The 23,137-nt window shown below is 71.9% G+C and carries 19 protein-coding genes; 7 read left to right on the top strand and 12 right to left on the bottom strand.

Features of this window, described 5'->3' with window-relative positions:
- Positions 1-160 precede the first annotated feature (160 nt).
- Positions 161-1,195, top strand: a complete 1,035-nt coding sequence (locus ACFWPS_RS44580; RefSeq protein WP_383717360.1) for a FecCD family ABC transporter permease — start codon at positions 161-163, stop codon at positions 1,193-1,195.
- A gap of 1 nt (position 1,196) precedes the next feature.
- Here the strand turns inward: ACFWPS_RS44580 and ACFWPS_RS44575 are convergent, their stop codons facing one another.
- Positions 1,197-2,240, bottom strand: coding sequence for an NAD(P)-dependent alcohol dehydrogenase (locus tag ACFWPS_RS44575; RefSeq protein ID WP_383717348.1), 1,044 nt, complete (start codon positions 2,238-2,240; stop codon positions 1,197-1,199).
- A 174-nt stretch (positions 2,241-2,414) separates the two neighbouring features.
- On the opposite strand from ACFWPS_RS44575, the gene ACFWPS_RS44570 reads away from it, so the two are divergent.
- Positions 2,415-3,311: a helix-turn-helix domain-containing protein gene (locus ACFWPS_RS44570; protein ID WP_383717346.1), complete on the top strand. Its 897-nt coding sequence runs from the start codon at positions 2,415-2,417 to the stop codon at positions 3,309-3,311.
- 80 nt (positions 3,312-3,391) lie between these two features.
- Here ACFWPS_RS44570 and ACFWPS_RS44565 read toward each other — a convergent pair whose 3' ends face one another.
- The 4 genes from ACFWPS_RS44565 to ACFWPS_RS44550 all read right to left on the bottom strand — a co-directional run bounded on the left by ACFWPS_RS44565 (position 3,392) and on the right by ACFWPS_RS44550 (position 9,888).
- A complete protein-coding gene (locus ACFWPS_RS44565) occupies positions 3,392-6,640 on the bottom strand; it encodes a S8 family serine peptidase (RefSeq protein WP_383717357.1) in 3,249 nt (1,082 codons plus the stop codon).
- Between the two features lie 290 nt (positions 6,641-6,930).
- Positions 6,931-7,614: an ABC transporter ATP-binding protein gene (locus ACFWPS_RS44560; RefSeq protein WP_383717344.1), complete on the bottom strand. Its 684-nt coding sequence runs from the start codon at positions 7,612-7,614 to the stop codon at positions 6,931-6,933.
- 255 nt (positions 7,615-7,869) lie between these two features.
- The gene (locus ACFWPS_RS44555) at positions 7,870-8,862 is read right to left on the bottom strand and encodes a FecCD family ABC transporter permease (RefSeq protein ID WP_383717341.1); all 993 of its coding nucleotides are present in this window, start codon (positions 8,860-8,862) and stop codon (positions 7,870-7,872) included.
- Positions 8,863-9,888, bottom strand: a complete 1,026-nt coding sequence (locus ACFWPS_RS44550; protein WP_383717338.1) for an ABC transporter substrate-binding protein — start codon at positions 9,886-9,888, stop codon at positions 8,863-8,865.
- 115 nt (positions 9,889-10,003) lie between these two features.
- Between ACFWPS_RS44550 and ACFWPS_RS44545 the strand changes: the two genes are divergently transcribed.
- Positions 10,004-10,384, top strand: coding sequence for a VOC family protein (locus ACFWPS_RS44545; protein WP_383717337.1), 381 nt, complete (start codon positions 10,004-10,006; stop codon positions 10,382-10,384).
- Here ACFWPS_RS44545 and ACFWPS_RS44540 read toward each other — a convergent pair.
- The 3 genes from ACFWPS_RS44540 to ACFWPS_RS44530 form a co-directional block, all read right to left on the bottom strand.
- Entirely contained in the window at positions 10,369-11,127 is a 759-nt protein-coding gene (locus tag ACFWPS_RS44540; protein WP_383717334.1) for a hypothetical protein, read from the bottom strand. The two genes, ACFWPS_RS44545 and ACFWPS_RS44540, sit on opposite strands and share 16 nt — an antisense overlap.
- A gap of 30 nt (positions 11,128-11,157) precedes the next feature.
- Positions 11,158-12,273 carry a serine hydrolase domain-containing protein gene (locus ACFWPS_RS44535; protein WP_383717331.1) on the bottom strand — a complete coding sequence of 372 codons (1,116 nt, stop codon included), beginning with the start codon at positions 12,271-12,273 and terminating at the stop codon, positions 11,158-11,160.
- A gap of 88 nt (positions 12,274-12,361) precedes the next feature.
- Positions 12,362-13,120: a FadR/GntR family transcriptional regulator gene (locus tag ACFWPS_RS44530; RefSeq protein ID WP_383717328.1), complete on the bottom strand. Its 759-nt coding sequence runs from the start codon at positions 13,118-13,120 to the stop codon at positions 12,362-12,364.
- A gap of 79 nt (positions 13,121-13,199) precedes the next feature.
- On the opposite strand from ACFWPS_RS44530, the gene ACFWPS_RS44525 reads away from it, so the two are divergent.
- From ACFWPS_RS44525 to ACFWPS_RS44510, 4 genes are all read left to right on the top strand, one after another.
- Entirely contained in the window at positions 13,200-14,072 is an 873-nt protein-coding gene (locus ACFWPS_RS44525) for a carbon-nitrogen hydrolase family protein (RefSeq protein ID WP_383717325.1), read from the top strand.
- A gap of 62 nt (positions 14,073-14,134) precedes the next feature.
- A complete protein-coding gene (locus tag ACFWPS_RS44520) occupies positions 14,135-15,511 on the top strand; it encodes an APC family permease (protein ID WP_383717322.1) in 1,377 nt (458 codons plus the stop codon).
- A 237-nt stretch (positions 15,512-15,748) separates the two neighbouring features.
- The gene (gene msrA / locus ACFWPS_RS44515; protein ID WP_383717320.1) at positions 15,749-16,261 is read left to right on the top strand and encodes a peptide-methionine (S)-S-oxide reductase MsrA; all 513 of its coding nucleotides are present in this window, start codon (positions 15,749-15,751) and stop codon (positions 16,259-16,261) included.
- A gap of 190 nt (positions 16,262-16,451) precedes the next feature.
- Positions 16,452-16,949, top strand: a complete 498-nt coding sequence (locus tag ACFWPS_RS44510) for a hypothetical protein (RefSeq protein WP_383717317.1) — start codon at positions 16,452-16,454, stop codon at positions 16,947-16,949.
- Positions 16,950-17,052: 103 nt separating this feature from the next.
- Here the strand turns inward: ACFWPS_RS44510 and ACFWPS_RS44505 are convergent, their stop codons facing one another.
- From ACFWPS_RS44505 to ACFWPS_RS44490, 4 genes are all read right to left on the bottom strand, one after another.
- Entirely contained in the window at positions 17,053-18,033 is a 981-nt protein-coding gene (locus ACFWPS_RS44505) for a threonine/serine dehydratase (protein WP_383717314.1), read from the bottom strand.
- Positions 18,034-18,171: 138 nt separating this feature from the next.
- Positions 18,172-18,765 carry a DUF4291 domain-containing protein gene (locus ACFWPS_RS44500; RefSeq protein ID WP_383717311.1) on the bottom strand — a complete coding sequence of 198 codons (594 nt, stop codon included), beginning with the start codon at positions 18,763-18,765 and terminating at the stop codon, positions 18,172-18,174.
- 90 nt (positions 18,766-18,855) lie between these two features.
- Positions 18,856-21,291, bottom strand: a complete 2,436-nt coding sequence (locus ACFWPS_RS44495) for a SpoIIE family protein phosphatase (RefSeq protein WP_383717308.1) — start codon at positions 21,289-21,291, stop codon at positions 18,856-18,858.
- Positions 21,292-21,447: 156 nt separating this feature from the next.
- On the bottom strand, positions 21,448-23,082 hold the full coding sequence (locus ACFWPS_RS44490) for a M48 family metalloprotease (RefSeq protein ID WP_383717305.1): 1,635 nt from the start codon (positions 23,080-23,082) through the stop codon (positions 21,448-21,450).
- Positions 23,083-23,137 lie beyond the last annotated feature (55 nt).

The raw sequence follows: 23,137 nt of genomic DNA, 5'->3' as shown, positions 1-23,137 counted from the left end.
CTTCGGCCGGGGGGACCCCCAGCGCCCACCCGTGCCGCCCTGCGGCACGCCTGCCCGCAGCTGGGTGGCTGAAGAGGGGGCGGCTGGACAGCACCCCGTGCCCGCGGCTGAAAAGACGCAGCGGGCGAAGCGCCCCTTCAGGGGCGCGGGGAACTGCGCGATCAGCCCCCACCGGCCCGCAGTCGTGGTACTACGGCCCCACCCCCGCTTCTCCCTCGTCCTCCACAAGCGTTCGATCCTCGTCGCCCTCGCGCTGCTCGCCCTCCTCGCCCTCGCCATGACCGCCTCCGCCTGCCTCGGCCAGACCTACATCTCCCCCGCCGACGTCTGGCATACCCTCCGCGGCGAGCAGACCCCTTACGACCTGGTCGTCAACGAGCTGCGCGTCCCCCGGATCGTCCTCGGCGCGCTGGTCGGCGTCTCGCTCGGGCTCGCCGGAGCGCTGGTGCAGACCGTCACCCGGAATCCGCTGGCCAGTCCTGACGTCATCGGCGTCGGGCACGGCGCCGCCGCCGCGACCGTGCTCGCGCTGGCCACCGGCGCCGTCGCCTCGCCCTCCGCGATGCCCGCCGTGTCCGTGGCCGGCGGCCTCGGCGCCGCCGCCCTCGTGTACCTGCTCGCCTGGCGGCACGGCATGCAGCCCAGCCGCTTCGTGCTCACCGGCGTCGGTATCGGCGTCGCCCTGTCCGCCGTCGTCCAGCTGTATCTCACCGACAGCGAGCTGGACGCGGCCGAGCAGGTCAAGCTGTGGCTGACCGGGAGTCTGAACGGGCGGGGGTGGGAGCAGGCCGGGCCGCTCGCCGTCGTCCTGGTGCTCGCCCTGCCGGGGCTGGTGTGGGCGGCCCGGGCGGCGCGGCCGCTCGGGCTCGATCCCGACACCGCCGCCGCCCTCGGCCTCCGGGTCGACCGGGCCCGGCTCGGTCTCACCGCCCTCGGCGTCGTGCTCGCCGCCGCCGCGACCGGTGCCGCCGGGCCGATCGGGTTCGTCGCGCTGACCGCGCCGCAGCTGGCCAGGCGGCTCACCCGCACCCCGCAGCTGCCGCTGGTCTGCTCGGCGCTGACGGGCGCACTCGTGCTGGTGACCGCCGACCTGGCGGCCCGCACCCTGGTCCCTCCGCTGGAGATCCCGGTCGGCGCGCTGACCTCCCTGGTCGGCGGCCCCTATCTGCTCTGTCTGCTCGGCAGACGGAAGTGACTCAGATCGTCGCCGTGTCGATCACGAAGCGGTAGCGGACGTCGCTGTTCACGACCCGCTCGTACGCCTCGTTGATCTGGTCGGCGCTGATGAGCTCGATCTCGGCGCCCAGCTGGTGCTCGGCGCAGAAGTCGAGCATCTCCTGGGTCTCCGGGATGCCGCCGATGCCGGAGCTGCTCAGGCTGCGACGGTTGCCGAAGACCGAGGAGAGCAGGATGTGGACCGGCTCCTCCGGGATGCCCACGTTGACCATGGCGCCGTCGGTCTTCAGGAGCGACAGGTAGGCGTCGAAGTCGAGCGGGGCGGACACCGTGTTGAGGATGATGTCGAAGGTGCCCTTGAGATCGGCGAAGGTCTGCGGGTCGCTGGTCGCGCGGTAGTGCGTGGCGCCCAGCTTCAGGCCGTCGTCCTTCTTGCGCAGGGACTGGGAGAGGACGGTGACCTCCGCGCCCAGGGCGGCGGCGATCTTCACGCCCATGTGGCCCAGGCCGCCGAGGCCGACGACCGCGACCTTCTTGCCGGGACCGGCGTTCCAGTGCTTGAGCGGGGAGTACGTGGTGATGCCGGCGCAGAGCAGGGGGGCCGCCACGTCGAGGGAGAGGCCGTCGGGGATGCGGACGACGTAGTTCTCGTCGACGACGACCTTCTGCGCGTAGCCGCCGTAGGTGGGCTGCCCGTCCTTGCCGACGGCGTTGTAGGTCCAGGTCGGGCCGCCGCCGGTGCAGTACTGCTGGAGTCCGGCCTTGCAGTTGTCGCACTCGCGGCAGGAGTCGACCATGCAGCCGACGCCCACCCGGTCCCCCACCGCGTACTTGGTGACACCCGTGCCGACCTCGGAGACGACGCCCGCGATCTCGTGACCGGGCACCATCGGGAAGATCGCCGTACCCCAGCCCTCGCGGGCCTGGTGGATGTCGGAGTGACAGATACCGGCGAACTCGATGTCGATGAGGACGTCGAACTCGCCGACCGCGCGCCGCTCGATCGTGGTCCGCTCCAGCGGGGCCTTCGCGGCAGGCGCGGCGTAAGCAGCAACAGTGGTCATGAGGGGGGTTCTCCTAGAGGTGTCTTCGCACCCGGTCGCCTTCTTCCGTCCCGGGCACGTTTCCAGGCTCCTCCACGCTACGTCCGCCACCCAGCCCCCGCCTCTGCGTACGTCTGCCGTGCCTACCACCGGCGGGGTCAGGTTCCTGTGCGTACGACCGTGAATACTGGATGTATGGAAGACCAGCCCCTGTCCCCCTCCTCCGCGTCCCTGGACCGGCGTGCCGAGCTCAGCGAGTTCCTGCGCACCCGGCGGGCCCGGCTGCGCCCCTTGGACGTGGGGCTGCCGGACTTCGGGCGGCACCGCAGGGTGCCGGGGCTCAGGCGCGAGGAGCTGGCGCAGCTGGCCGGGGTGTCGGTGGCGTACTACACGCGCCTGGAACAGGGCAACGGGCGGAACGTGTCGGCGGAGGTGCTGGACTCGATCGCCCGCGCGCTGCGGCTCAACGACGCCGAGCACGCGCATCTCACGCATCTCGCCAAGGGCAAGCAGCACAAGAAGAAGGCGTCGGCGCGGCCGCAGCAGGTGCGCCCGCCGCTGGGCCAGCTGCTGGCGGCGATGGAGGGCGTACCGGCGTACATCGGGGGGCGCCGCTCGGACATCCTGGCGTGGAACGGGATGGCGGCCGCGGTCTTCGGTGACTGGTCGGAGCTGCCGGTCACGGAGCGCAACTGGGCGCGGCTGGTGTTCCTGCGGCCCGAGTACCGCGATCTCTTCGTCGAGTGGGAGCAGAAGGCGATCGACATCGTCTGTCTGCTGCGCATGGACGCGGGCTGCTATCCCGACGACACCCGGCTGTCGGCGCTGGTGGGCGAGCTCTCGGTGAAGAGCGAGGAGTTCCGCCGGCTGTGGGCGACGCACGACGTCAAGGAGAAGAGCCACGGGGTGAAGCGGCTGCACCACCCGCTGGTGGGCGAGCTGTCCCTCAGCTACGAGTCGTTCCGGATGCCGGACGACCCGGACCAGTCCCTGGTCACGTACCACGCGGAACCGGGCTCGGCATCGGCCCAGGCGCTGCGCCTGCTGGCCAGCTGGGGCACGGACGCGACCCGGGTCGCCCCGGCCCCCTGATCGACGACATGGAGAACGGCCCGCCGGAAGCCGCGCTTCCGACGGGCCGCTCGCTGGGTTCTACTCGGCGGCCGACGCGCTCACTTGGCGTAGTACGCGTTGTAGATGGAGATCGTCGACTTGTTGCCCTTCTTGTCGGCGATCTTGGCGTGGAACGAGATGGCCTTGCCCTTGGCCGGGTTCTTGACGGTGATCTTGCCGTGGCTGACGGTCAGCTTCTTCCAGGTCTGGCCGTAGTCGTACGACACCCAGACCGCGAGGGACTTCAGGTTGCGGCCGGCGGCCGCGCCCTCGACGGTGACCGGGAAGGTGACCTTCTTGCCCGCCTCGACGCGGCTGTCCAGGCCGGTCTTGGCGCCGAAGTGGACGGTGGAGGCCGGGAGCTGGGCCAGCACGGTGTTGCTGCCCGGCTTCTTCGAGTGGAAGGTCCAGCTCGCGTCGATCCGGGTGGAGGCGGCGGCGACCTTGACCGAGCGGATGACCGAGGTGGTCAGCTTGTACTCGGCGTCACCGGACGGCACGTTGAAGACGCCGTCGCCGAACAGCGGGTCCTGGTTGGAGCCCACCTTGGTGCCGTTGCGGTAGAGGGTGGTGTTCACCGACAGGAAGTCGGAGGACCCGGCGTGCTTGGCGCCGTCGGAGAACAGCGGGACGATGCCGAAGATCTGGTTGCCGTCGCGGTACAGGCCGTACTCGGACGTCAGGTGCGGGCCGAAGACCGCCGTGTTGAAGGTGTTCCGGTAGGACTTGCCCGCCTTGTACGTCTTCGGGTCGCCCAGCGTGTAGAAGGCGTCGGCGATCGGCAGGCCCTGGGCGTCGTGGCCGGAGTACTGCGTGGCGTCGAAGGCCCACTGGGCGTTGTCCACGGTGGAGACGTGGAAGGTGCGGGTGCCGGGCAGCTTCTGCTCGACCGCGTCGCCCATGACGAGGTCCTCGCCGACCACGCCCCACGGCGCGACCGAGCCGGTCTTGTTCGGGGCGGAGGCGCCGACGGCGTTCTTGACCGTGGCGAGCTCACCGGTCTTGAAGTGCCGGACCTTGTCGCCCTGGAGCTTCTTGACCTGGGCGCTGGTGGCGACGTCGTACTCCTCGTCGGCGCCCTTGGTGAACTGGCCGCTCCAGGTCTGGGTCAGACCGCTCGCGACCTCGCCGCCCAGCGGTGCGATCCGGATGTTGGCGAAGGTGTCGAAGCCGACCCCGAACCCGATGCCGGCCGGGTCGTACATGTAGTCGACCGTCGCCGAGTGCGGGGTTGCCTGGGCGTCCGGCACGGTGATGTCGGCGGCCTTGGTGGTGCGGGCGTCGATGGTGAGCGTGAGGTCCTTGGTGACGCTCAGCTTCGGGTTGACCAGCCAGTCGAGACCGCCGTCGAAGGTGGTGAAGTCCTTGGCGATCCAGGCGTCGAGCAGGTACGTGCCCTTCGGCACCCGGAAGCTGGCGGTACCGGAGTCGGAGACCGGCACGACGTAGTCGCGGCCGTTGCCGAGGCCCGAGTAGCCCGCGAGGTCGGTGCTGTAGACACCGGTCGGGTTGCCGTCGCGCCCGATGTGCTTGACGGTGACGGTGTACGACTGCACCTCACGCGTGACCGCGGCCGCCGTGCGGATGCTCTGCCCGCCGCCGGTCGCCGTGACGTATGCCGAGTAGGCGCCGTCGAGGGTGCCGCCCAGCTTGGTGTTGACGGTGACGCCGACGGCGGCCGTGCCGCCCGCCGGGACGGTCACCTTGGTCGCGCCGAGCTTGAAGAAGCCGGCCGGGGCCGCCGCGCCCTTGGGGTCGGTGCCGGTCGCGGCGAGGCTGAGGGTGACGTCCTTGGTGCCGGTGTTGCGGTAGGTCAGCTGCTTGGTGACCGGGGTGTCGTCGGTGTGCGGCCACTGCTGCACACCGAAGTTCACCGACACCGGGTCGGCGAGCACGGTCTGCTTGATGGCCTTGTCGACGGCGATCCGGCCCGAGCCCTGCTCGAACGGCGTGTACTTGCCGCCCTTCGCGGAGCCGGTCAGGGCCGCCTTCAGCTCCTGGTAGCCCCAGTCGGGGTGCTCCTGCTTCAGGATCGCGGCGGCGCCCGCGACATGCGGGGTCGCCATCGACGTACCGGAGATGGTCAGGTAGCCGGGCGGGTTCTCGCCGACCTCCTGGTCGATGACGCTGCCCTTGGCCGCGGCCGCGGTGATGTCGACGCCGGGCGCGGTGACGTCCGGCTTGATGGAGCCGTCGGCGGCGGGGCCGGTGGAGGAGAAGTCGGCCAGCTTGTCGTTGCCGTCGACGGCGCCGACGGTGAGCGCGGCGGCCGCGCTGCCGGGCGAACCGATCGACTCGGGGCCCTCGTTGCCCGCGGCGATCGCGAACAGGATGCCCTTCTCGGTGGAGAGCTTGTTGACCTCGGCTTCGAGCGGGTCGATCTCCGGGGTGTCGTAGCCGCCGAGGCTGAGGTTGACGATGTCGGCGCCCTCGGCCGCCGCCCACTCCATGCCGGCGAGGATGCCGGAGTCGTCACCGGAGCCGGTGTCGTCCAGGACCTTGCCGTTGAGGATCTTCGCGCCGGGCGCGACACCCGTGTACTTGCCGTGCGACTTGGCGCCGGTGCCCGCCGCGATGGACGCGACGTGCGTGCCGTGGCCGAAGTGGTCGGTGGCGTCGGCGGCCGCGCTGAAGTTCTTGGACTCGATCACCTGGTCCTTGAGGTCCGGGTGGGTCGTGTCGACACCGGTGTCGAGAACGGCGATCTTGACGCCCTTGCCGGTGTAGCCGGCCTTCCAGGCCGTGGGCGCGCCGATCTGCGGCACGGACTTGTCCAGGCTGGCCTTGCGGACGCCGTCGAGCCAGACGTGCGCGATGCCGGAGGCGGCCTTGTTCCCGTTGGTGACCGCGTCCCAGAGCTCCGGCGTGTCCTTGACCGGGGTCTGCACGGCGTCGGCGTTGAGCGTCTTGAGGCTGTGCCGCAGGGTGCCCGCGTCCCGCACGTCGGCCTTGGTGGCCGAGGCGGCGCCGCTGTACCCGACGATGACCTTGAGGCCGTTCTTCTGCGCCTTGCGGGTCGCCGCCTTGTTCAACTCGGTGACGTCGAAGAGCCGTTGGTCCAGCTTGCCGGAGGCCACCAGCTGGACGGCGTCACCGGGGACGACGAGGGTGTGCCCGTCGACCTTGCTGATCCGGAAGGGTATGTGCTGGCGCCCCTTGGCCCGCTCCAGGCCGACGACGCGGCCCTTGGCGTCCAGGGCGACCCGGTCGCCGGTGATCAGGGTGACGTGGTGCTTGGCGGTGAGCGAAGAGGCAGCGGCGGCCGAGGCGGTGCGCTGTTCCGGCTTCGCGGACGCCGGGCTGGTCATGCCCGCGGCGAGCGCGACGGCTGCCGCTGTGGCCACGGTGGCCGCGGCAGCTCTTTTCACTTGTCTGCGCAAGACTCCCCCAGGAGACGGTGTGCCGGGCGAATTCCCCGTTCACCCGGCCGGGGGCAGTCCCGTACGCACATACGTCAACCCCCCGGAATACGGAGTATGCCGGGGGGTGATCAGCGGGCTCAATAGATGAGGGGCTGGTAAGAAGAGTGCGGGACAACTGTTACGCGCCGGGGTGAACACCGTTACACAACCGCGTGGTTCTACGCGGCGCGCCGGTGTTACGCGCCGGCGTTCTCCTTGACGGTGATCTTGCCCTTGCGGATGGTCGCGAGGCGCGGGGCCTTCTTCGCGATCGCGGAGTCGTGGGTGACCATGATGAAGGTCAGCCCGTGCTCCTTCCACATGCGCTCCAGTACGTCCATGATCTCGTCGCGCATGCCCTCGTCGAGGTTGCCGGTGGGCTCGTCGGCGAGCAGCACCTTGGGGTGCTTGACCAGGGCCCGGGCGATGGCGACGCGCTGCTGCTGGCCGCCGGACAGTTCGCCGGGGAGGTGGCCGAGGCGCTCGCCGAGACCGACCGACGACAGCGCCTCGGCGGCGCGTTCGCGCCGTTCCTTGGTCTTGACGCCGAGCGGGACGAGGGCGGTCTCGACGTTCTCCTGGGCGGTGAGCGTCGGGATCAGGTTGAAGGACTGGAAGACGAAACCGATGTTCTCGCTGCGGACCCGGGTCAGCTTGGCCTCGGAGAGCTTGGCCAGGTCGGTGCCGTCCAGGACGACTTCACCGGACGTCGGCCGGTCCAGGCCGCCCAGCATCTGCAGGAGGGTGGACTTGCCGCCGCCGGTGGGGCCCTGGATGACCAGGCGGTCGCCGTCGGCGATGGTGAGGTCGATGCCGTCGAGGGCGCGGACGGTGTCCTTGCCGCGTGTGTAGAGCTTGGTGACGTTTCTGAGTTCGTACATGGTGACTCCTGGAGGGTTTCGGGGTGGGGCGGCTTGATCGTCGGCTGCGGGTGGGTGGGGGCTGGTCGCGCAGTTCCCCGCGCCCCTTACGGGGCGCTCCGGCGCGGGTGCCTTGTCAGCTGACCCAGCTGCGGGCAGGCGTGCCGCAGGGCGGCACGGGTGGGCGCTGGGGGTCCCCCCGGCCGAAGGCTGGGGGAGGCACCCGGCCAGCGCCGGTAAGCGTCCCCACCCCCCGGCTCCAGCCCCGGGTACGGCTCACGTCACGGCACCTTTCCTCCGTACCAGGGCCACCAGCACCGGTACCCCCACCAACGCCGTCATCACCCCGGCCGGCACCTCCGCAGGAGCCCGCACCACCCGGCCCACCACATCGGCCCCGACCAGCAATCCCGCTCCCAGCAGCGCCGACAGCGGCAGCACCCGCCCGTACCCCCCGCCCCTGACCGACCGCCGCGCCAGATGCGGCACCACCAGCCCCACGAACGCGATCGGCCCGGCCGCCGCCACCGCGGACGCGGTCAGCAGGGTCGCCCCCAGTGCCGCGCACCCCCGTACGACATGCACCCGGTGCCCCAGCGCACGCGCCGTCTCGTCGCCGAGGGCCAGCGCGTCCAGCCCCCGGGCACAGGACAGCACCAGCACGGCGCCCACCGCCAGGAACGGCAGCATCCGTACGACCGTCCCCGCGTCCCGGCCGCTGAGCGCCCCCACCTGCCAGAACCGGAACTGGTCGAGGGTGGCGGAGCTGGAGGTGAGGACGACCGTCGTGGCGCCCGCGGTCATCGCGGACAGGGCGGTGCCGGCCAGCGCCAGCTTCACCGGGGACGCCCCGCCCCACCCCCGCGCCGCGATGCCGTACACCAGGCACGCGGCGACGACGGCGCCGGTGAAGGCGTACCAGACGTAGGCCCCGAAGCCGTACCCGGAGCCGCCGAGGACGATGGCGAGCACGACCCCGGCCGCCGCCCCCTGGCTCAGGCCGAGGATGCCGGGGTCGGCGAGCGGGTTGCGGGTGACCGCCTGGAGCGTGGCACCGGCGAGCCCGAGCGCGGCGCCCGCGGTGAGGCCGACCTCGGTGCGGGGCAGGCGGAGGGAGCGGACGACGAGCGCGTCGGGGGAGGACCCGCCGTGCAGCAGGGCATCCAGGACGGTCGTCGGCGGTACGGCACGGGTGCCGACCGCGAGGCTGAGCACGGCGACGACGGCCACCACGAGGGCGGCCGTCGGCCAGACGAGGGCGCGGCGCACTTACCGGAGGTGCTCGGCGAGCTGACGTACCACCAGACGCGCGGCCGTGGGACCGGCGTTGAGGTACCAGGGGTCGTCGTCGACCTGCACGGCGTGCCCGGCCCCGACCGCCTTCATGGACTTCCACAGCGGCCCGGCGAGCACGGTCGCCGCGTCCGTCTTCGCCGCGTCGCCCTGCACGGAGTAGAAGATCCAGTCACCGTCGGCGGTGTCGACCTTCTCCGCGCTGATGTCCTGCGAAATGGCGTTGAACTGCTGCGACTTGGGGCGGGAGAGGCCCATGTCGACGGCTATCGAGCCGGTGAAGGAGGACACGCCGAACATCCGGGTGCGGTCGGGCGTGAAGCGGACCATGGAGACGGTGGCAGAGCCGTTCAGGGCGGATCCGCCGGCCTTCGCGTTGTCGACGATGTCGGTGAGCAGGTTCTGCGCCTTCTGCCCTTCGCCGACCGCGTCCCCGACCAGCAGCAGGTCGCGCTTCCAGTTGATGCCCTGGCCGGCGGTGACCACGGTGGGCGCGATCTTCGACAGCTGGGGGTAGAGGTCGCCGAGCGAGTCGTTGACCAGGATCAGGTCGGGCTTCGCGGCGGCCAGCGACTCCAGGTTGGGGGACTGGCGGGTGCCCACGTCGGTCATCGCGGCGAGCTTCTTCTTGTCCCGCGGGAAGGCGTCGGCGAGGTAGTCGGGGACCAGTCCGGCGTTCTCGGCGCGGGTGCCGGCGGTCGGGACGATGCCGAGGGTGAGCAGGTCGTCGAGCTGCCCGGTGCTGAGCACCGCGATCCGCTTCGGCTCGGCTTTGATGGTGGTCTCGCCCTCGAAGTGGGTGACCGTGCGCGGGAAGACGCCGTCGGTGTCGGTGTCGGAGCCCATCCCGTCGGCGAGGGCGCTCGGCGCGGCGGAGGGGCCCTCGGAGGCGCCGGCGACCTTGTTCACGGTCCCGTCGCCGTGGGCGGTACCGGCATCGCCGTCACCGCCGGACGACGAGCAGCCGGCCAGCAGACCGCCGGCCACGGACACGGCGGACACGGCCAGGACGGTCCTCAACCTCAACGCACGCACGACTACCTCTCCCGATCAATGACTAAGGCGAGCCTTACCTTAGCTGGTACCGGGAGTACGTTGGACAGGAGGAGGTCCCACGATGACCGTGAACCTGAACCACACCATCGTCGCCGCACACGACAAGCACGCGTCGGCCCGGTTCCTCGCCGACATCCTCGGACTGCAAGTCAGCCCGGACTACGGCCCGTTCGTACCGGTCGCACTGCCGAACGGCGTCACCCTCGACTTCATGGACACCCCCGGGGACATCCCGCCGCAGCACTACGCCTTCCTGGTCTCCGAGGACGACTTCGACGAGATCTTCACCCGCGTCCGGGCGGCCGGCGTCAGCTACTGGGCCGACCCCTCCCACAGCCGTCCCGGCGAGATCAACACCAACGACGGCGGCCGCGGCACCTACTTCGACGACCCCGACGGCCACCGCCTGGAGATCCTCACCCGCCCCTACGGCGGCGGCTGACCCAGCCGGACGGACTCGCCGGGCGCGTACGACCGTACGACCGCACCCGCCGCGGCGCCCGAGGGCCGTACGACATGGACGCGCCCGCGCCCGCCGACCCGGCCCGTCGCTCCGGTCACCTCCAGCACGGTGTTCTCGTCGATCGCCACGCCGTACGGCACCGACCCCCGCGACACGGCCGCGACCAGCCGCCCCAGCGTGCCCCACTGGGCCGAGTGCACCTCCACCGCGAAGGGCACGAGACCGAGCCCCGGCCGTACCTCGACCTCTTCGAGATCCTCGGCGGTGTCCGGCGGGCAGACCGGAACACCGTCCGCCAGCCAGCCGCCGACCACGGCCCGCCGGGCGGCGAGCACGGCACCGGCGGAGAACCCGGCGTAGGGGATGCCGCGTTCGGCGAGCAGCCCGGCCAGCCGCCCGGCACACTCCGCGAACGCGTCCTGGTACGCGGGCGTGAGCCCACCGCACACCAGCAGCCCGCCCAGACCGTCCTTCAGCAGGCCGTCCTTCAGCAGGGAGTCCGGCTCGAACCGCTCCCCGAGCGGCACCAGCAGCGGCACCGCCGCCCCGGCCCCCGCGCCCGCGCTCCGCAACGCCTCCGCGTACCGCGCGAACTGCGCCTCGCCGTCCCCCTCGTCGACGATCACACACCCGATACGGCCGCCCCCCGAGGCCCGCAGCAACGGCCCGTACACCTCGGGCGCCTCCCAGCCGCCGCCGATCAGAGAAGTCCCGTCACCCACGAAGAGGTCCCTCCCGCGCTCCGGGCCCGTTCAGGCCCGCAGTCCCCTGATGCCGTCCTGGGCGGCCATGATCAGCTCGATGCCCCGGTTGTCGGCGGCGGGATCGCGCATCTGGTTCGTCACGTACGCGATCGCCAGCCGCTCGTCGGGGTCCGCCCAGACGAGCGCGCCGCCCCAGCCGCCCCAGCCGAGGGCGCTGCCGAAGAGGCCGTAGCCGAGGCCGTACCGGGTCGGCATGCCGAGCACGCGGTCCTCACCTTCGAACTGCGGCTGCCGCGCCCGCTCGCACCCCTCGGGGGACAGCACCCGCACCCCGCCGACGGTTCCGCCGCAGGCGAGCACCGACTGGACGAGGGCGACCGAGCGGGCGTTGCCGTAGCCGCTCGCCGCGGGGATCTGCGCGCGGCGCCAGGCGAGGCTGTTGCCGTCCCGGACGCGGACGGGGGTTGCGGCGGTGGGTGCGGCGGGGGCCGCGTCGCGGCCCGGTGCGCCGGCCGTGTAGTCCTCGTCCTCGCCCGGCGGCGGGACGGTCGGCGTCACCCGCGGGTCGTGCTCGGGGCCGAGGCCGATGTGGAAGTCCGCGCCCAGTGGCCCGGCCACCTCCGCCGCGAAGAACTCGCCCACGCTCCGCCCGGTGATCCGGCGCATCACCTCGCCCACCAGGAACCCCTGGGTGAGCGAGTGGTACCCGGCCGCGGTCCCCGGCTCCCACTGCGGGGCCTGCCCGGCGAGCCGGGCCGTGGCGGCCGTCCAGTCGTACAGCTCCTCGACCGGCCCCTCCCAGTCGGGCAGCCCGGCGGTGTGCGACAGCAGATGCCGCACCAGCACGTTCTCCTTGCCGGCCGCGGCGAACTCCGGCCAGTACCGGGCGACCGGCGCGTCCGGATCCAGCTCGCCCCGGTCGATCAGGACGAGCGCGCACAGCGCGGTCATCGTCTTGGTCACGGAGAACACGCTGACGATCGTGTCCCGCTCCCACGCCCGGGTCCGGCCGGCATCGGCGAAACCGGCCCACACGTCCACCACGGGCTCCCCGTCCACGAAGACGGCCACGGCACCTCCCGTGTCGCCGTCGTCGATCAGTCCGGCGAGTGTGGTGGGCACGGCGGTGAACAGCTCGTCGTACGAGCCTTGGATGTCGGCCATGTACGCCATTGAGCCCGCGGGAGCGCCGCCCGGCAACCGAATATCGGTGCCACGCCCCGCGACGCCGGCATGATCCAAACGACAGGCCCTAGCCCATCAGGCCGACGAACATCGTCCGGTGCAGGGTCTCCACGTGGCGGCGTGCGATGTCGGCCGCCCGGGCCGCGTCGCCCGCGCGGAGCGCCGCCACCAGGGCCCGGTGTTCGTCGTTGGACTCGCGCAGGGCGGCGAGGGGGTAGGGGAGGTAGTACGCGTAGAGCCGGCGCAGCACGGTCCCGTAGGTCTGCACGCTCGCGTCGAGGCCGGTGGCGTGGGCCACGGCGAGGTGGAACCGCTCGTCGCAGGAGTGGAACTCCGCCCAGCTCTCCGCCCGGTCCATGGCCGCGACCAGCAGGTCGAGCTCGTCGAGGGCCGCGGCGGACGCGGCGTGGGTCGCGAGATGGGCGATCCCGCACTCCAGGACGACCCGCTCGTCGATCAGGCGGTGCACCTCCGCGGTCTGCCCGTGGTACGCCTCGGCCGCGTCGACGACCCCCCGGGTCGGCTGCTCGGCGACGAGGGTGCCGCCGTTGCGGCCGCGCCTTCGCTCCAGCACGCCGTCCGTGCACAGAGTGCTCAGCGCACGGCGCACGGTGATCTCTCCGACGCCGAGCGCCTCGGCTATGGCGTCGGTCTGGGGCAGCCGCTCGCCGGGGGAGAGCAGCCCGAGGTCGACCGCCATGGCGATCCGGGCGCGCACCGTGTCCAGCGCGGTGAGCCGGCGGATCCCGTTCAGCTTGGGCGAGTTGAGGGCGAGGACGGGCCCCTCGGGGTGCGCGGGTGCGGTTCCGTTCGGGGTGCCGGTCATGCCCTCAATGTAGCGGCCAGTAAAACTGCTCATAATGAGACCATTGTATAAGGGCTCATATTGAGTTAATTTCCTGGCCATGTCCCGACCCCTCCCCGTCGCCCTGGTCCAGGCCCCTCCCCGCCTGGCCACGGACCCGCTGTCCGGCTTCGCCGAAGACGTCGGGGGAGTGCTGGCGCGCTTCCCGCAGACCCGCCTCGTCGCCTACCCGGAGCTGCATCTGTGCGGCACCGACGGCCCGCCCGCCGAGTCGGAGAGCCGGCTGCAGGACGCGGCGGAGCCCCTCGACGGCCCCCGCGTGCGACAGCTCGCCGAACTCGCGGGCGACCTGGGCGTATGGCTGTTCCCGGGCACCGTCTGCGAGCGCGGTCCGGCCGGCGAGCTCTTCAACACCGCCCTCGCCTTCTCCCCCGAGGGGCGGCTCGCCGCCCACTACCGCAAGGTCTTCCCGTGGCGGCCCTTCGAGCCGTACGTCCCCGGCGACCGCTTCGTCGTCCTGGACCTCCCGGACACCGGCCGCGTCGGCTTCGCCATCTGCTACGACGCGTGGTTCCCGGAGGTGGCCAGGCACCTGGCCTGGATGGGCGCCGAGGTCATCGTCAACCCGGTCATGACCACCTCCGCGGACCGCGCCCAGGAACTGGTCCTCGCCCGGGCCAACGCCATCGTCAACCAGGTCTACGTGGTCAGCGTGAACACCGCGGGCCCCGACGGCACCGGGCGCAGCCTGGTCGTCGACCCCGAGGGACGCGTCCGCGTCGAGGCCCCCGACTCCGCGCCCACCGTGCTGACCGACGTCCTCGACCTGGACGACGTGACCCGCGTACGGACCTTCGGCACCGCGGGCCTCAACCGCATGTGGAACCAGTTCACCGAGGCCGACGCCCCCGTCGACCTCCCGCTCTACGACGGCCGCCTGGACCCCCGCCGCTGGCGGATCGCCGACAACTGAACCGCCGCCTGCCCGTTCTCCCTCCCTCCCTCCCTCCCCGTCCCCTCGGCACAAGGAACGCCATGTCCGCTCCCGTCTCCCCGCCCACCCTCACCCGCAGCCTGACCCTCAGATCCGTCGTGCTCTTCGGGCTCGCCTACATGGCCCCGATCATCGTGCTGGGCACCTACGGCGTCGTCGCCGACAGCACCCACGGCTCCGTCCCGACGGCCTACCTGCTGGCCCTCGGCGCCATGCTCTTCACGGCGCACAGCTACGGGAAGATGGCCGCGGCCCACCCCGTCGCCGGGTCCGCCTACACCTACGTGCGGCGCTCCATAGACTCCCGGATCGGCTTCCTCGTCGGCTGGGCCACCCTGCTGGACTACTTCTTCCTGCCCATGGTCATCTGGCTCATCGGCGGGGCCTATCTCCAGGCCGAGTACCCCTCGGTGCCGTTCTGGGTGTGGATCATCGCGTTCATCGTCGTCACCACCGTGCTCAACATCCGGGGCATCAAGACCGCGGAGCGGGTGAACGACCTGCTGATGGTCTTCCAGGTGCTGGTCGTCGCGATCTTCGCGCTGCTCTGTCTGCGGCACGTCTTCCAGCACCAGGGAGCGGCGGGGCTCGTCAGCGGCACGCCGTTCGCGAACCACGCCACCAGCCTCGCGGGCATCTCCGCGGGCGCCGCCATCGCCGCCTACTCCTTCCTCGGGTTCGACGCCGTCACCACGCTGACCGAGGAGACCGTCGAGCCGCAGCGCACCATCCCCCGCGCCATCATGCTGACCGCGCTGCTCGGCGGCGGCATCTTCGTCGTCGTCGCCTACGCCACCCAGCTGGCACACCCCGGGTTCGCGTTCACCGACTCCAGCTCCGCCGCGTTCGAGATCGCCAAGGCGATCGGCGGCGACGTGTTCTCCTCCGTGTTCCTGGCCGGCCTGATCGTCGCCCAGTTCGCCTCCGGGATCGCGGCGCAGGCCAGCACGGCACGGCTGCTCTACGCGATGGGCCGCGACTCGGTACTGCCCAAGAAGGTCTTCGGCAGCATCCACCCCAAGTACCACACCCCCGCCCTGAACATCCTGCTCGCCGGAGCGGTCGGCCTGATCGCGCTGCGCCTGAACGTCGCCACGTCCACGTCCTTCATCAACTTCGGCGCCTTCACCGCCTTCACCTTCGTCAACCTCTCCGTCATCGCGACCTACGTCCGGGAACGCCGTGCGGGCCGCCGTCCCGCCGTGTGGTCGTACGTCCTGCTCCCGGCGATCGGGGCCGTCGTCGACGTGTGGCTGCTGTTCCACCTCGACAACAAGGCCCGCACCCTCGGTCTGATCTGGCTGGCCATCGGCGTCTGCTACCTCGCCTACCTCACCAGGGGCTTCCGCAAGGCCCCACCGGAGATGACCTTCGACGAGGAACCGGCCCCGGCGACCGATCCGCAGCCGGCCCACTGACCCCGGCCGCGAGCTCTGCGGCGACCGCGAGCCCTGCGCGGACGCACCGGGCGCTGCCGACCGGATTCCTCCCGGCCGGCGGCGCCTGCGTTCCTGGCGGTGCCCGAACGGGTACAGGGCACGGGGCACGGAATCGACGGGAACCCTCACGCGTTGAGGAGGGTGGGCATCGGACGCCGGTGGTGTGCGAGCCGGTAAGCCCGAGTGACCAGGCCGACGAGTATTGGAGGGGCCGCGATGACTGTGCAGACGCAGAGGGCCGTACTGGCGGGCGGATGTTTCTGGGGGATGCAGGACCTGATCCGCAAGCAGCCGGGCGTGACGGCGACCCGGGTCGGCTACACCGGGGGTGACGTGCCGAACGCGACGTACCGCAACCACGGCACGCACGCGGAGGCCATCGAGATCCTCTTCGACCCCACGAAGACCGACTACCGGGCGCTCCTGGAGTTCTTCTTCCAGGTCCACGACCCGAGCACCAGGAACCGCCAGGGCAACGACATCGGCCTCAGCTACCGCTCGGCGATCTACTACGTGGACGACGAGCAGAAGCGGATCGCCGAGGACACGATCGCCGACGTGGACGCCTCCGGCCTGTGGCCGGGCAAGGTGGTCACCGAGGTGGAGCCGGTCGGCCCGTTCTGGGAGGCCGAGCCCGAGCACCAGGACTACCTGGAGCGCTACCCGGACGGCTACACCTGCCACTTCCCCCGCCCCGGCTGGAAGTTGCCCGCCCGCGCACAGGGCTGACCGCGAGGCGGCCGGCGAAGGCGAAGTCCGGCGAAGGCGGAGCCCGGCAGGGCAGTCGAGGCTCCGCGACCGGGCCGCGCCGGCCGCGGCCCCGTTCGAACCCTCGTGGGGTCCTTGACCGGCGGCCGCCGTCCCGGCCGGCGGTCCACCCCGCGCGGGTACCGGCGGTACCCGCTGGGACACTGCCGTCATGGACACCGCACCCGAGCAGATAAGCGCCCGGACGGCGGCCGCGTGGACCGTCGCACTCTCGATCCTCGGAGGATTCACCGGCTACGCATGGGACGGACCGTTCCTCGCCGTCACCTGTGCCCTTTCCCTGGCGGGCGGCGGCGCTCTCGGCACGATCCTGTCCCGCCGCCGGATCATGGCCGCCATCGAGGAGGGCCGGCGCAAGGCCGCCGCGCTCGGATACGCCGACGGGATCGCGGACATGGTGGTGCTCGGGATATCGGCATACGGGGCAGCCGTCTTCCCGCTCTCCGGCCCCGACGCGGTGGACGCCGCCGAGCGCGTGGCGCGCCGTAGGGCTGCCTACCGTCTCACGGCCGCCGACGGGCTTCCCCACCAGATCCGTGAGGCCGCGGCCGCCGCTCTGGAGGCGATCGACGACGGAGGCGACCGCGCGACCCAGTCCGCCATGGAGGGCCTCATGAAGGCCGTCCGGGAGCAGCACCTCAGGGCGTGACGGCTGCCGGTCTGCCCCGAGGCGCGAGACGCCCCCGGTTCGTCCCGAACGGGTGTCAGGACTTCAGGACTTCAGGACTTCAGGACTTCAGGACTTCAGGACTTCAGGACTTGTGGACGGGAGCCGCACCCACCCAGCGGTGATAGGCGGCCACGTCGACGTTGCCGCCGCACACGACGGTGACCACGTGCCGGCCGGCGAAGCGGTCGCGGTCCTCGAGGACCGCCGCGATGCCCAGCGCGGCCGACGGCTCGACGACGAGGCCGGCGTGGTCGAGGAGCATCCGCATACCGGCGACGATCGACGCCTCCTGGACCAGGACGGCATCGTCGGCGACCAGGAGGAGGTCGTCCAGGACGGCCGGGATGGGATACCGGCCGGCGACGCCGTCGGCGATGGTGTCGGCCGAGTCGGTGGTGACGACGCGCCGCCGGCGCCACGAGTACGTCATCGCCGGTGCGCCCAGCGGCTGGACACAGATCACCTCGACCCCGGGTGCCAGCGCCTTGAGCACATGACCCACGCCGGTGGCCAGTGCCCCGCCGCCGAGAGCGATCAGGACGGTGTCGAACGACGGTGCGGCGGCGGCCAGTTCCAGGCCGATGGTCGCCGCGCCCTCGCAGGTCTCGACGTCCAGGCTGTCCTCGACCAACCGGATGCCGTCGTCCTGTGCGAGGGCCACCGCCCGCTCACGGGCCATCTCGTGGTCGCCGTCCACCAGCTCCAGCCTGGCGCCCAACGCGCGGATGCGATCGAGTTTGGCCGCAGTCGCGAAGCGGGAGGCCACGACGGTCACGTCGAGCCCCCGGCGGCGACCGGACCAGGCGAGGGCCTGTCCCAGGTTGCCCGAGCTGGCGCACACCACGGCCGGCGCCCCGTGCCCGGCGAGCAGGCTCGTGACCACCTCGGTGCCACGGGCCTTGAAGCTGCGCACCGGGTTGGCCGTTTCGAGCTTGATGCTCACCGCGCACCCGAGGCCGGGTTCCAGGGCCTCGCAGCGGTACAGCGGAGTGTCGAGGAAAACCGGGTCGATCACCCGGCGAGCCGCCCGGATCCGAGCAGTGTCGAGGCGCGTCTCCCGCATGGCACGGCAGCCTACCGCCGTCGCCACGGATTCCCTTGGGGCCCGACTTCACCTGCCGGACAGGAGACACCGATGCCGGCGAGCCCGTACAGCCATGTGAGCCATCGGCCGTCGTTCACCGTTCGGTGGTCCGGCCCGTCACCCCAGGAGGTGGGCAAGGGATTCGTCTTCAGCGGGATAAGGGCGTTCCGGTGGCAGCAGCCGGGTCGCGGAGACCAGGTCACCACCGCTGACGAGGGCGTGGATCTGGTGGGCGAGCGGGGTCACGTCGCGGATGGCGACCGTCCACTCGTCCGCGTAGCGTCGTACGGCCTCTCCGGAGAGACCCAGTTGCAAGGACCGGTACGGCAGCGGCTGGAGGCGCAGGTCCCGCTCGGGGTCCCACTGCACGCGAGCAGGCGCACTCTTCAACTGGCGCTGCCAGGCGGCTCGGTCGGGGTGCAGCCCGCGGACGTAACTCGACAGACAGGCGTGGCGCAGCGCCCACTCGAAGCCGGCACGGCTGATCTCGACGGCGAGGACGGTTTCCTGCCCCGCTTTCGCGCCCCAGCCGCAGCGGTACATCATCCACAGGAACGACGGCTTGATCCATGTCATCCTGTCGCGCTTCCACGCGCCGGGGAAGCGGCCCTCGCGGACGGCGGGCAGGCCGATCTCCGGCGAGTACGCCTGGTAGACGGTGATCGTGGACTCGGCGTAGGCCGCACGGATCCCGTGTAGCGGTTGTTCCATGGCGTACAGCGTGGGGTCGGCGTGGTCGGGCGGCCACTGATTTTCGGCAGACGTCCGACGTGGTGGAAGGCATCCGCCGTAGCACTCCGGTCATGCGGGCGACAGCGGCTGCTCCGTCCAGACGGTCTTGCCGTCGTGGGTGTAGCGCGTGCCCCACCGCTCCGTGAGCTGCGCGACCAGGAAGAGTCCGCGTCCGCCCTCGTCCGTGCTGAGGGCCCGCCGGAGGTGCGGGGAGGTGTGGCTGGTGTCGGACACCTCGCAGATCAGGCAGTGCGTACGGATGAGACGCAGGGTGGCGGGGCCGGTCGCGTACCGGTAGGCGTTGGTGACGAGCTCGCTGGCGACCAGCTCGGTGGTGAAGGCCAGTTCGGGCAGCCCCCATTCGGTCAGCTTCGCCGTGGTCAGCTCCCTGGCACGGGCAGCGGCGGTCGCCTCCAGGGGCAGCTGCCACGAGGCGACGCGCTGCGGCCGCAGCACCCGGGTACGGGCGATGAGCAGCGCGATGTCGTCGGTGGGGCGGTGGTCCTTGGGCAGCAGCGCTTCGACCACGCTGTGGCAGGTGTGGTCCAGCGGGTCGGTGGTGTAGGTGAGACACGAGTGCAGGTCCATCAGCGCGGCGTCGATGTCGCCGTTGCGCGCCTCCAGCAGGCCGTTGGTGTAGAGCGTGAGCAGGCTGCCCTCGGGGAGGACGAGATCGAACGTCTCGAACGGCAGCCCGCCCAGGCCCAGCGGCGGCCCCGCGGGCAGGTCGAGCACCGTCACCTCGCCGTCCGGGGTGGACACCAACGGCGCCGGATGGCCGGCGCGGGCCAGGGAGCAGTGCCGGGAGACCGGGTCGTAGACCGCGTAGAGGCAGGTGGCCCCGAGCACCTGCTCGATCGCCGAGTGGTTGCCTCCGGCGTTCGCCTCCAGCTCGGTGGCCAGCAGGCTGACCAGATCGTCCAGCCGCGCCACCACCTCGTCCGGTTCCAGGTCGAGGCTGGCCAGGGTGCGCGCGGAGGCCCGCAGACGGCCCATCGAGGCCGCCGCGTGGATCCCGTGCCCGACCACGTCTCCCACCACGAGGGCGACCCGCGCCCCTGACAACGGGATCACGTCGAACCAGTCGCCGCCGATGCCCGGTTCACCGCTGGCGGGAAGGTACCGGCAGGCCACCTCCACGGCCGGCAGGTCGGACGCCACGCTCGGCAGCAGACTGCGCCGAAGAGTCAGAGCGGCGCTCTGCTGCTGCGTGAAGCGGCGCGCGTTGTCGATGCAGACGGCCGCACGCGAGGAGAGCTCCTGGGCCACCGCGGCATCGTCGTCCTCGAAAGGCTCCGAATTGCGCGACCGCCACAGGCTCACCACGCCCAGCACCAGACCGCGCGCGACCAGGGGCACCGCGATCAGCGAATGAACGCCGAGACCCGAGGCGATCTCGATCCGCCGCCGGTCCATGGCGTACCACTCGGGGCGCAGGGACAGCAGCCCTTCGAGGATCGGACGGCGCTCGGCCAGGCACCGTGCCTGCGGGGATTCCGGAAGCAGCGGGACCACATCGCCCTCCTGGAACGGGACCCGGTGCTCCGGTGGCGCGAGGGCGGCCCGGAGCAGCGGACCTGCCGTACCGGAAACCGGCTCGTCACCGAGCGTCACCGGTTTGAGGAGGTCCACCGAGCAGTAGTCGGCGAGGCCCTGGACGGCCACCCCGGCCAGTTCCCGGGCGGTCTGCGTCACGTCCAGCGAGGTCCCGATCTGGGCGCTCGCCTCGTTCAGCAGGGCGAGCCTGCGTTGCGCCCGGTGCCGGTCGGTCACGTCCTCGATCGTCTCCGCCACGCCGAGAACCCGGCCCGAGGGGTCTTCCATCCGGAACGCCGAGACGGACACGATCCGTTCCCGGCCCGGATCGTGGCGTGCCCGGGCGGACTGCTCGGTGAAGATCAACGGCTCGCCGGTCTCCAGCACGTGCCGTACCCGCTCGTCGGCCGGACCGGCGTCCTCGTCGACCATGAACTCGCGGGGGCGGTGGCCCACCGGCGCCTCGGCCGGGACACCGCTCGCCTTCTCGACCGCACGGTTGACCCGGATCACCGTCCGGTCCGGGCCGTACGTGACCAGACCGATCGGGGAGCGGCGGTACAGGCCGTCCAGCAGCGCACGGTCCCGCTGCCAGGCGATGACCTCCGCGGCCGGGGCACCGACCAGGAGCCACTCCCGACCGCCTCCCTCCCGGGCGATCGCACGGGCCCGGAAACCCATCTCCACACGGCGTCCGTCACGGTGCCGGACAGGCAGGACACCGAACCAGCCCCCCGCCTTCACGGCGGCCACGACGACGGATCGGACGACAGGCAGGTCACCGGCGTCCACCAGGAGGTCCTGCCACGCCCGGCCGAGCACCTTCCCGGCCGGATAGCCCAGCAACTCCTGCGCACGTGCGCTCCAGCCGACCACGGTGCCGCGATCGTCCAGCACGGCCGAGGCCCCACGCCCGAGGGCGAACGGATCCTCGGGACTCTCGCTGAAATGCGTCGACGGCGTCCCCATAGCCACCACCTTGCCTCCGTGCCTTCCAGGTTCCTCCCCGCGCTCTCCGTCCGCGACTCTCCCGTTCCTCCGGGCTCTCCCGTTCCTCCGGCCTCTTCCGTTCCTCCCGGCTCTCCCGTTCCGCCGGCCCGGAGCCTCGGCGCGCCGGCGGCCGGGTCAGGCCGGCTGCGGGGCCGGCGGCAGCAGTGCCCGCAGCGGGCCGGTGTCGGGGCGGTCGGCCAGCGCGGCCGCCACCGCGGCGTGGAACGCGGCCTCCGTGCCCGCCTCGCCGTCGAGGTCGGAGGCGGAGCCGGGCAGCCGTACCGCCGCCGGCCGCGACCAGGAGAACTCCCAGTGCAGCAGGGACCGCGCGCTGAACTCGGCCAGCACCATGCTCTGCAGCGCGTCCCGCAGCACCGGCCGTACGGCCTCCCGGAACTCCCGGTCCCGCCCGGCCGTCTCCTGGTCCGACAGCGGCAGGTGCCGGGCCAGCTGCCACAGCCGGCCCTCGTCGATCACCGTGAGCAGCGCGGGCAGTGTCGGCCGGCCCTCCGTGTGGAGGGCGAGCGCCCGGTGCAGCGGGGTGTCGAGCGAGGCCAGCCCCACGGCCATCGACGAACCCAGCAACTGCCCCCACTCCCCGGCGCGCTCGAACTGCCGCACCTCGTCGGTCAGTACCGCGTCCTCCAGCGCGGCCAGCGTCCGAGCCGGGTCGGCGAGCAGCGCGAGGGCCGGGCCGCCGTCCTCCGCGCCGCGCCCGTCGGCGGGCAGCGCCTCGATCCGCCGCACCCGGTCGGCGATCGGCGGATGCGAGTCGTACGGCGATCTCGGCTCCGAAGGAAGTTCCTCCCGCAGTCCCGCCAACTCCGTCCCGCGCGCCGTGAGCATCCGGCCGAAGCCGCCGAAGAACTGCCCACGCGGCGGCAGTTGCCGGGCCCGCAGGCCGAGCGTCGCGTACGAGTCGAGGTAGAAGTCGTGGGCGGCGGACAGCACGGGGATCTCGCGGAGCGCCGACGCCGTCGCGTCCCGGCCGGCGATCCGCGCGGCGGCCAGGTCGGCGGCGTACTCCTGCGCGCGGGCCGTCGACAGCGTGGCCCGCATGTAGAGCCTCGCGTACGCCGTGTAGACCGCCGCCATCAGCCGGTACGTGATCCCGGCCCCGGCGGTGTCGATCGCCCTGGCCTGCCTGCCCTTCGCGGTCCGCCTGGCGGCGGCCTTCTCCTGCCGGGTCCGCTCGGCCGCCTCCTTGCCGTCGGCCCGTGCGTGGAAGTGCCCGACCGTCCGCCCGATCTGCACCCGGCCGCGCACGGCGAGCGCCGACAACCGGGTGTCACCGCCGGTGAAGTGGCCGTACTCATGGGCGAGTACGGCCTTCAGCCGGGCCTCGGTCAGTCCGGTCAGCAGCGGCACGCCCAGGTGGAGACGGCGGGGTCCGGGACGCAGGCCGAGCAGCCGGGGCTCCTCGCCGACCGCCGCGTTGACGTCACCGGTGAGCACGACGGCGTCCGGCGCGCGCGTGCCGGTGGCCGCCGCGAGCTCCCGCACCAGCGCCCACAGCCGGGGCTCGTCGGCCTCCGTGACCGGAAGGCCGGGCGGGTCCTCGCCCCTGGGCGTCCGGAGCATGGCCATGCCCCTCACGACCGGGATCGCCAGCAGCAGGGAGACGATCACGATCTTCCCGGCGAAGGCGTCGGGCGCCCACGTCACCGCCGCCACGTCGACGACGGCCGCCACCGCCAGCAGGACGAGGCTCAGCAGATAGAAACCACAGAGCAGAACAAGGGCGCGCAGCGCCCGCAGAGTTGCGCCCATCGGGCAGATCCCCCCACAGGACCCCAAGAATTGGGGAAAACGAACGGAACTCAGG

It is taken from the genome of Streptomyces sp. NPDC058457 (genome assembly GCF_042720695.1).
Classification (GTDB): domain Bacteria; phylum Actinomycetota; class Actinomycetes; order Streptomycetales; family Streptomycetaceae; genus Streptomyces.
This window is presented reverse-complemented; position numbering and strand designations above follow the sequence as displayed.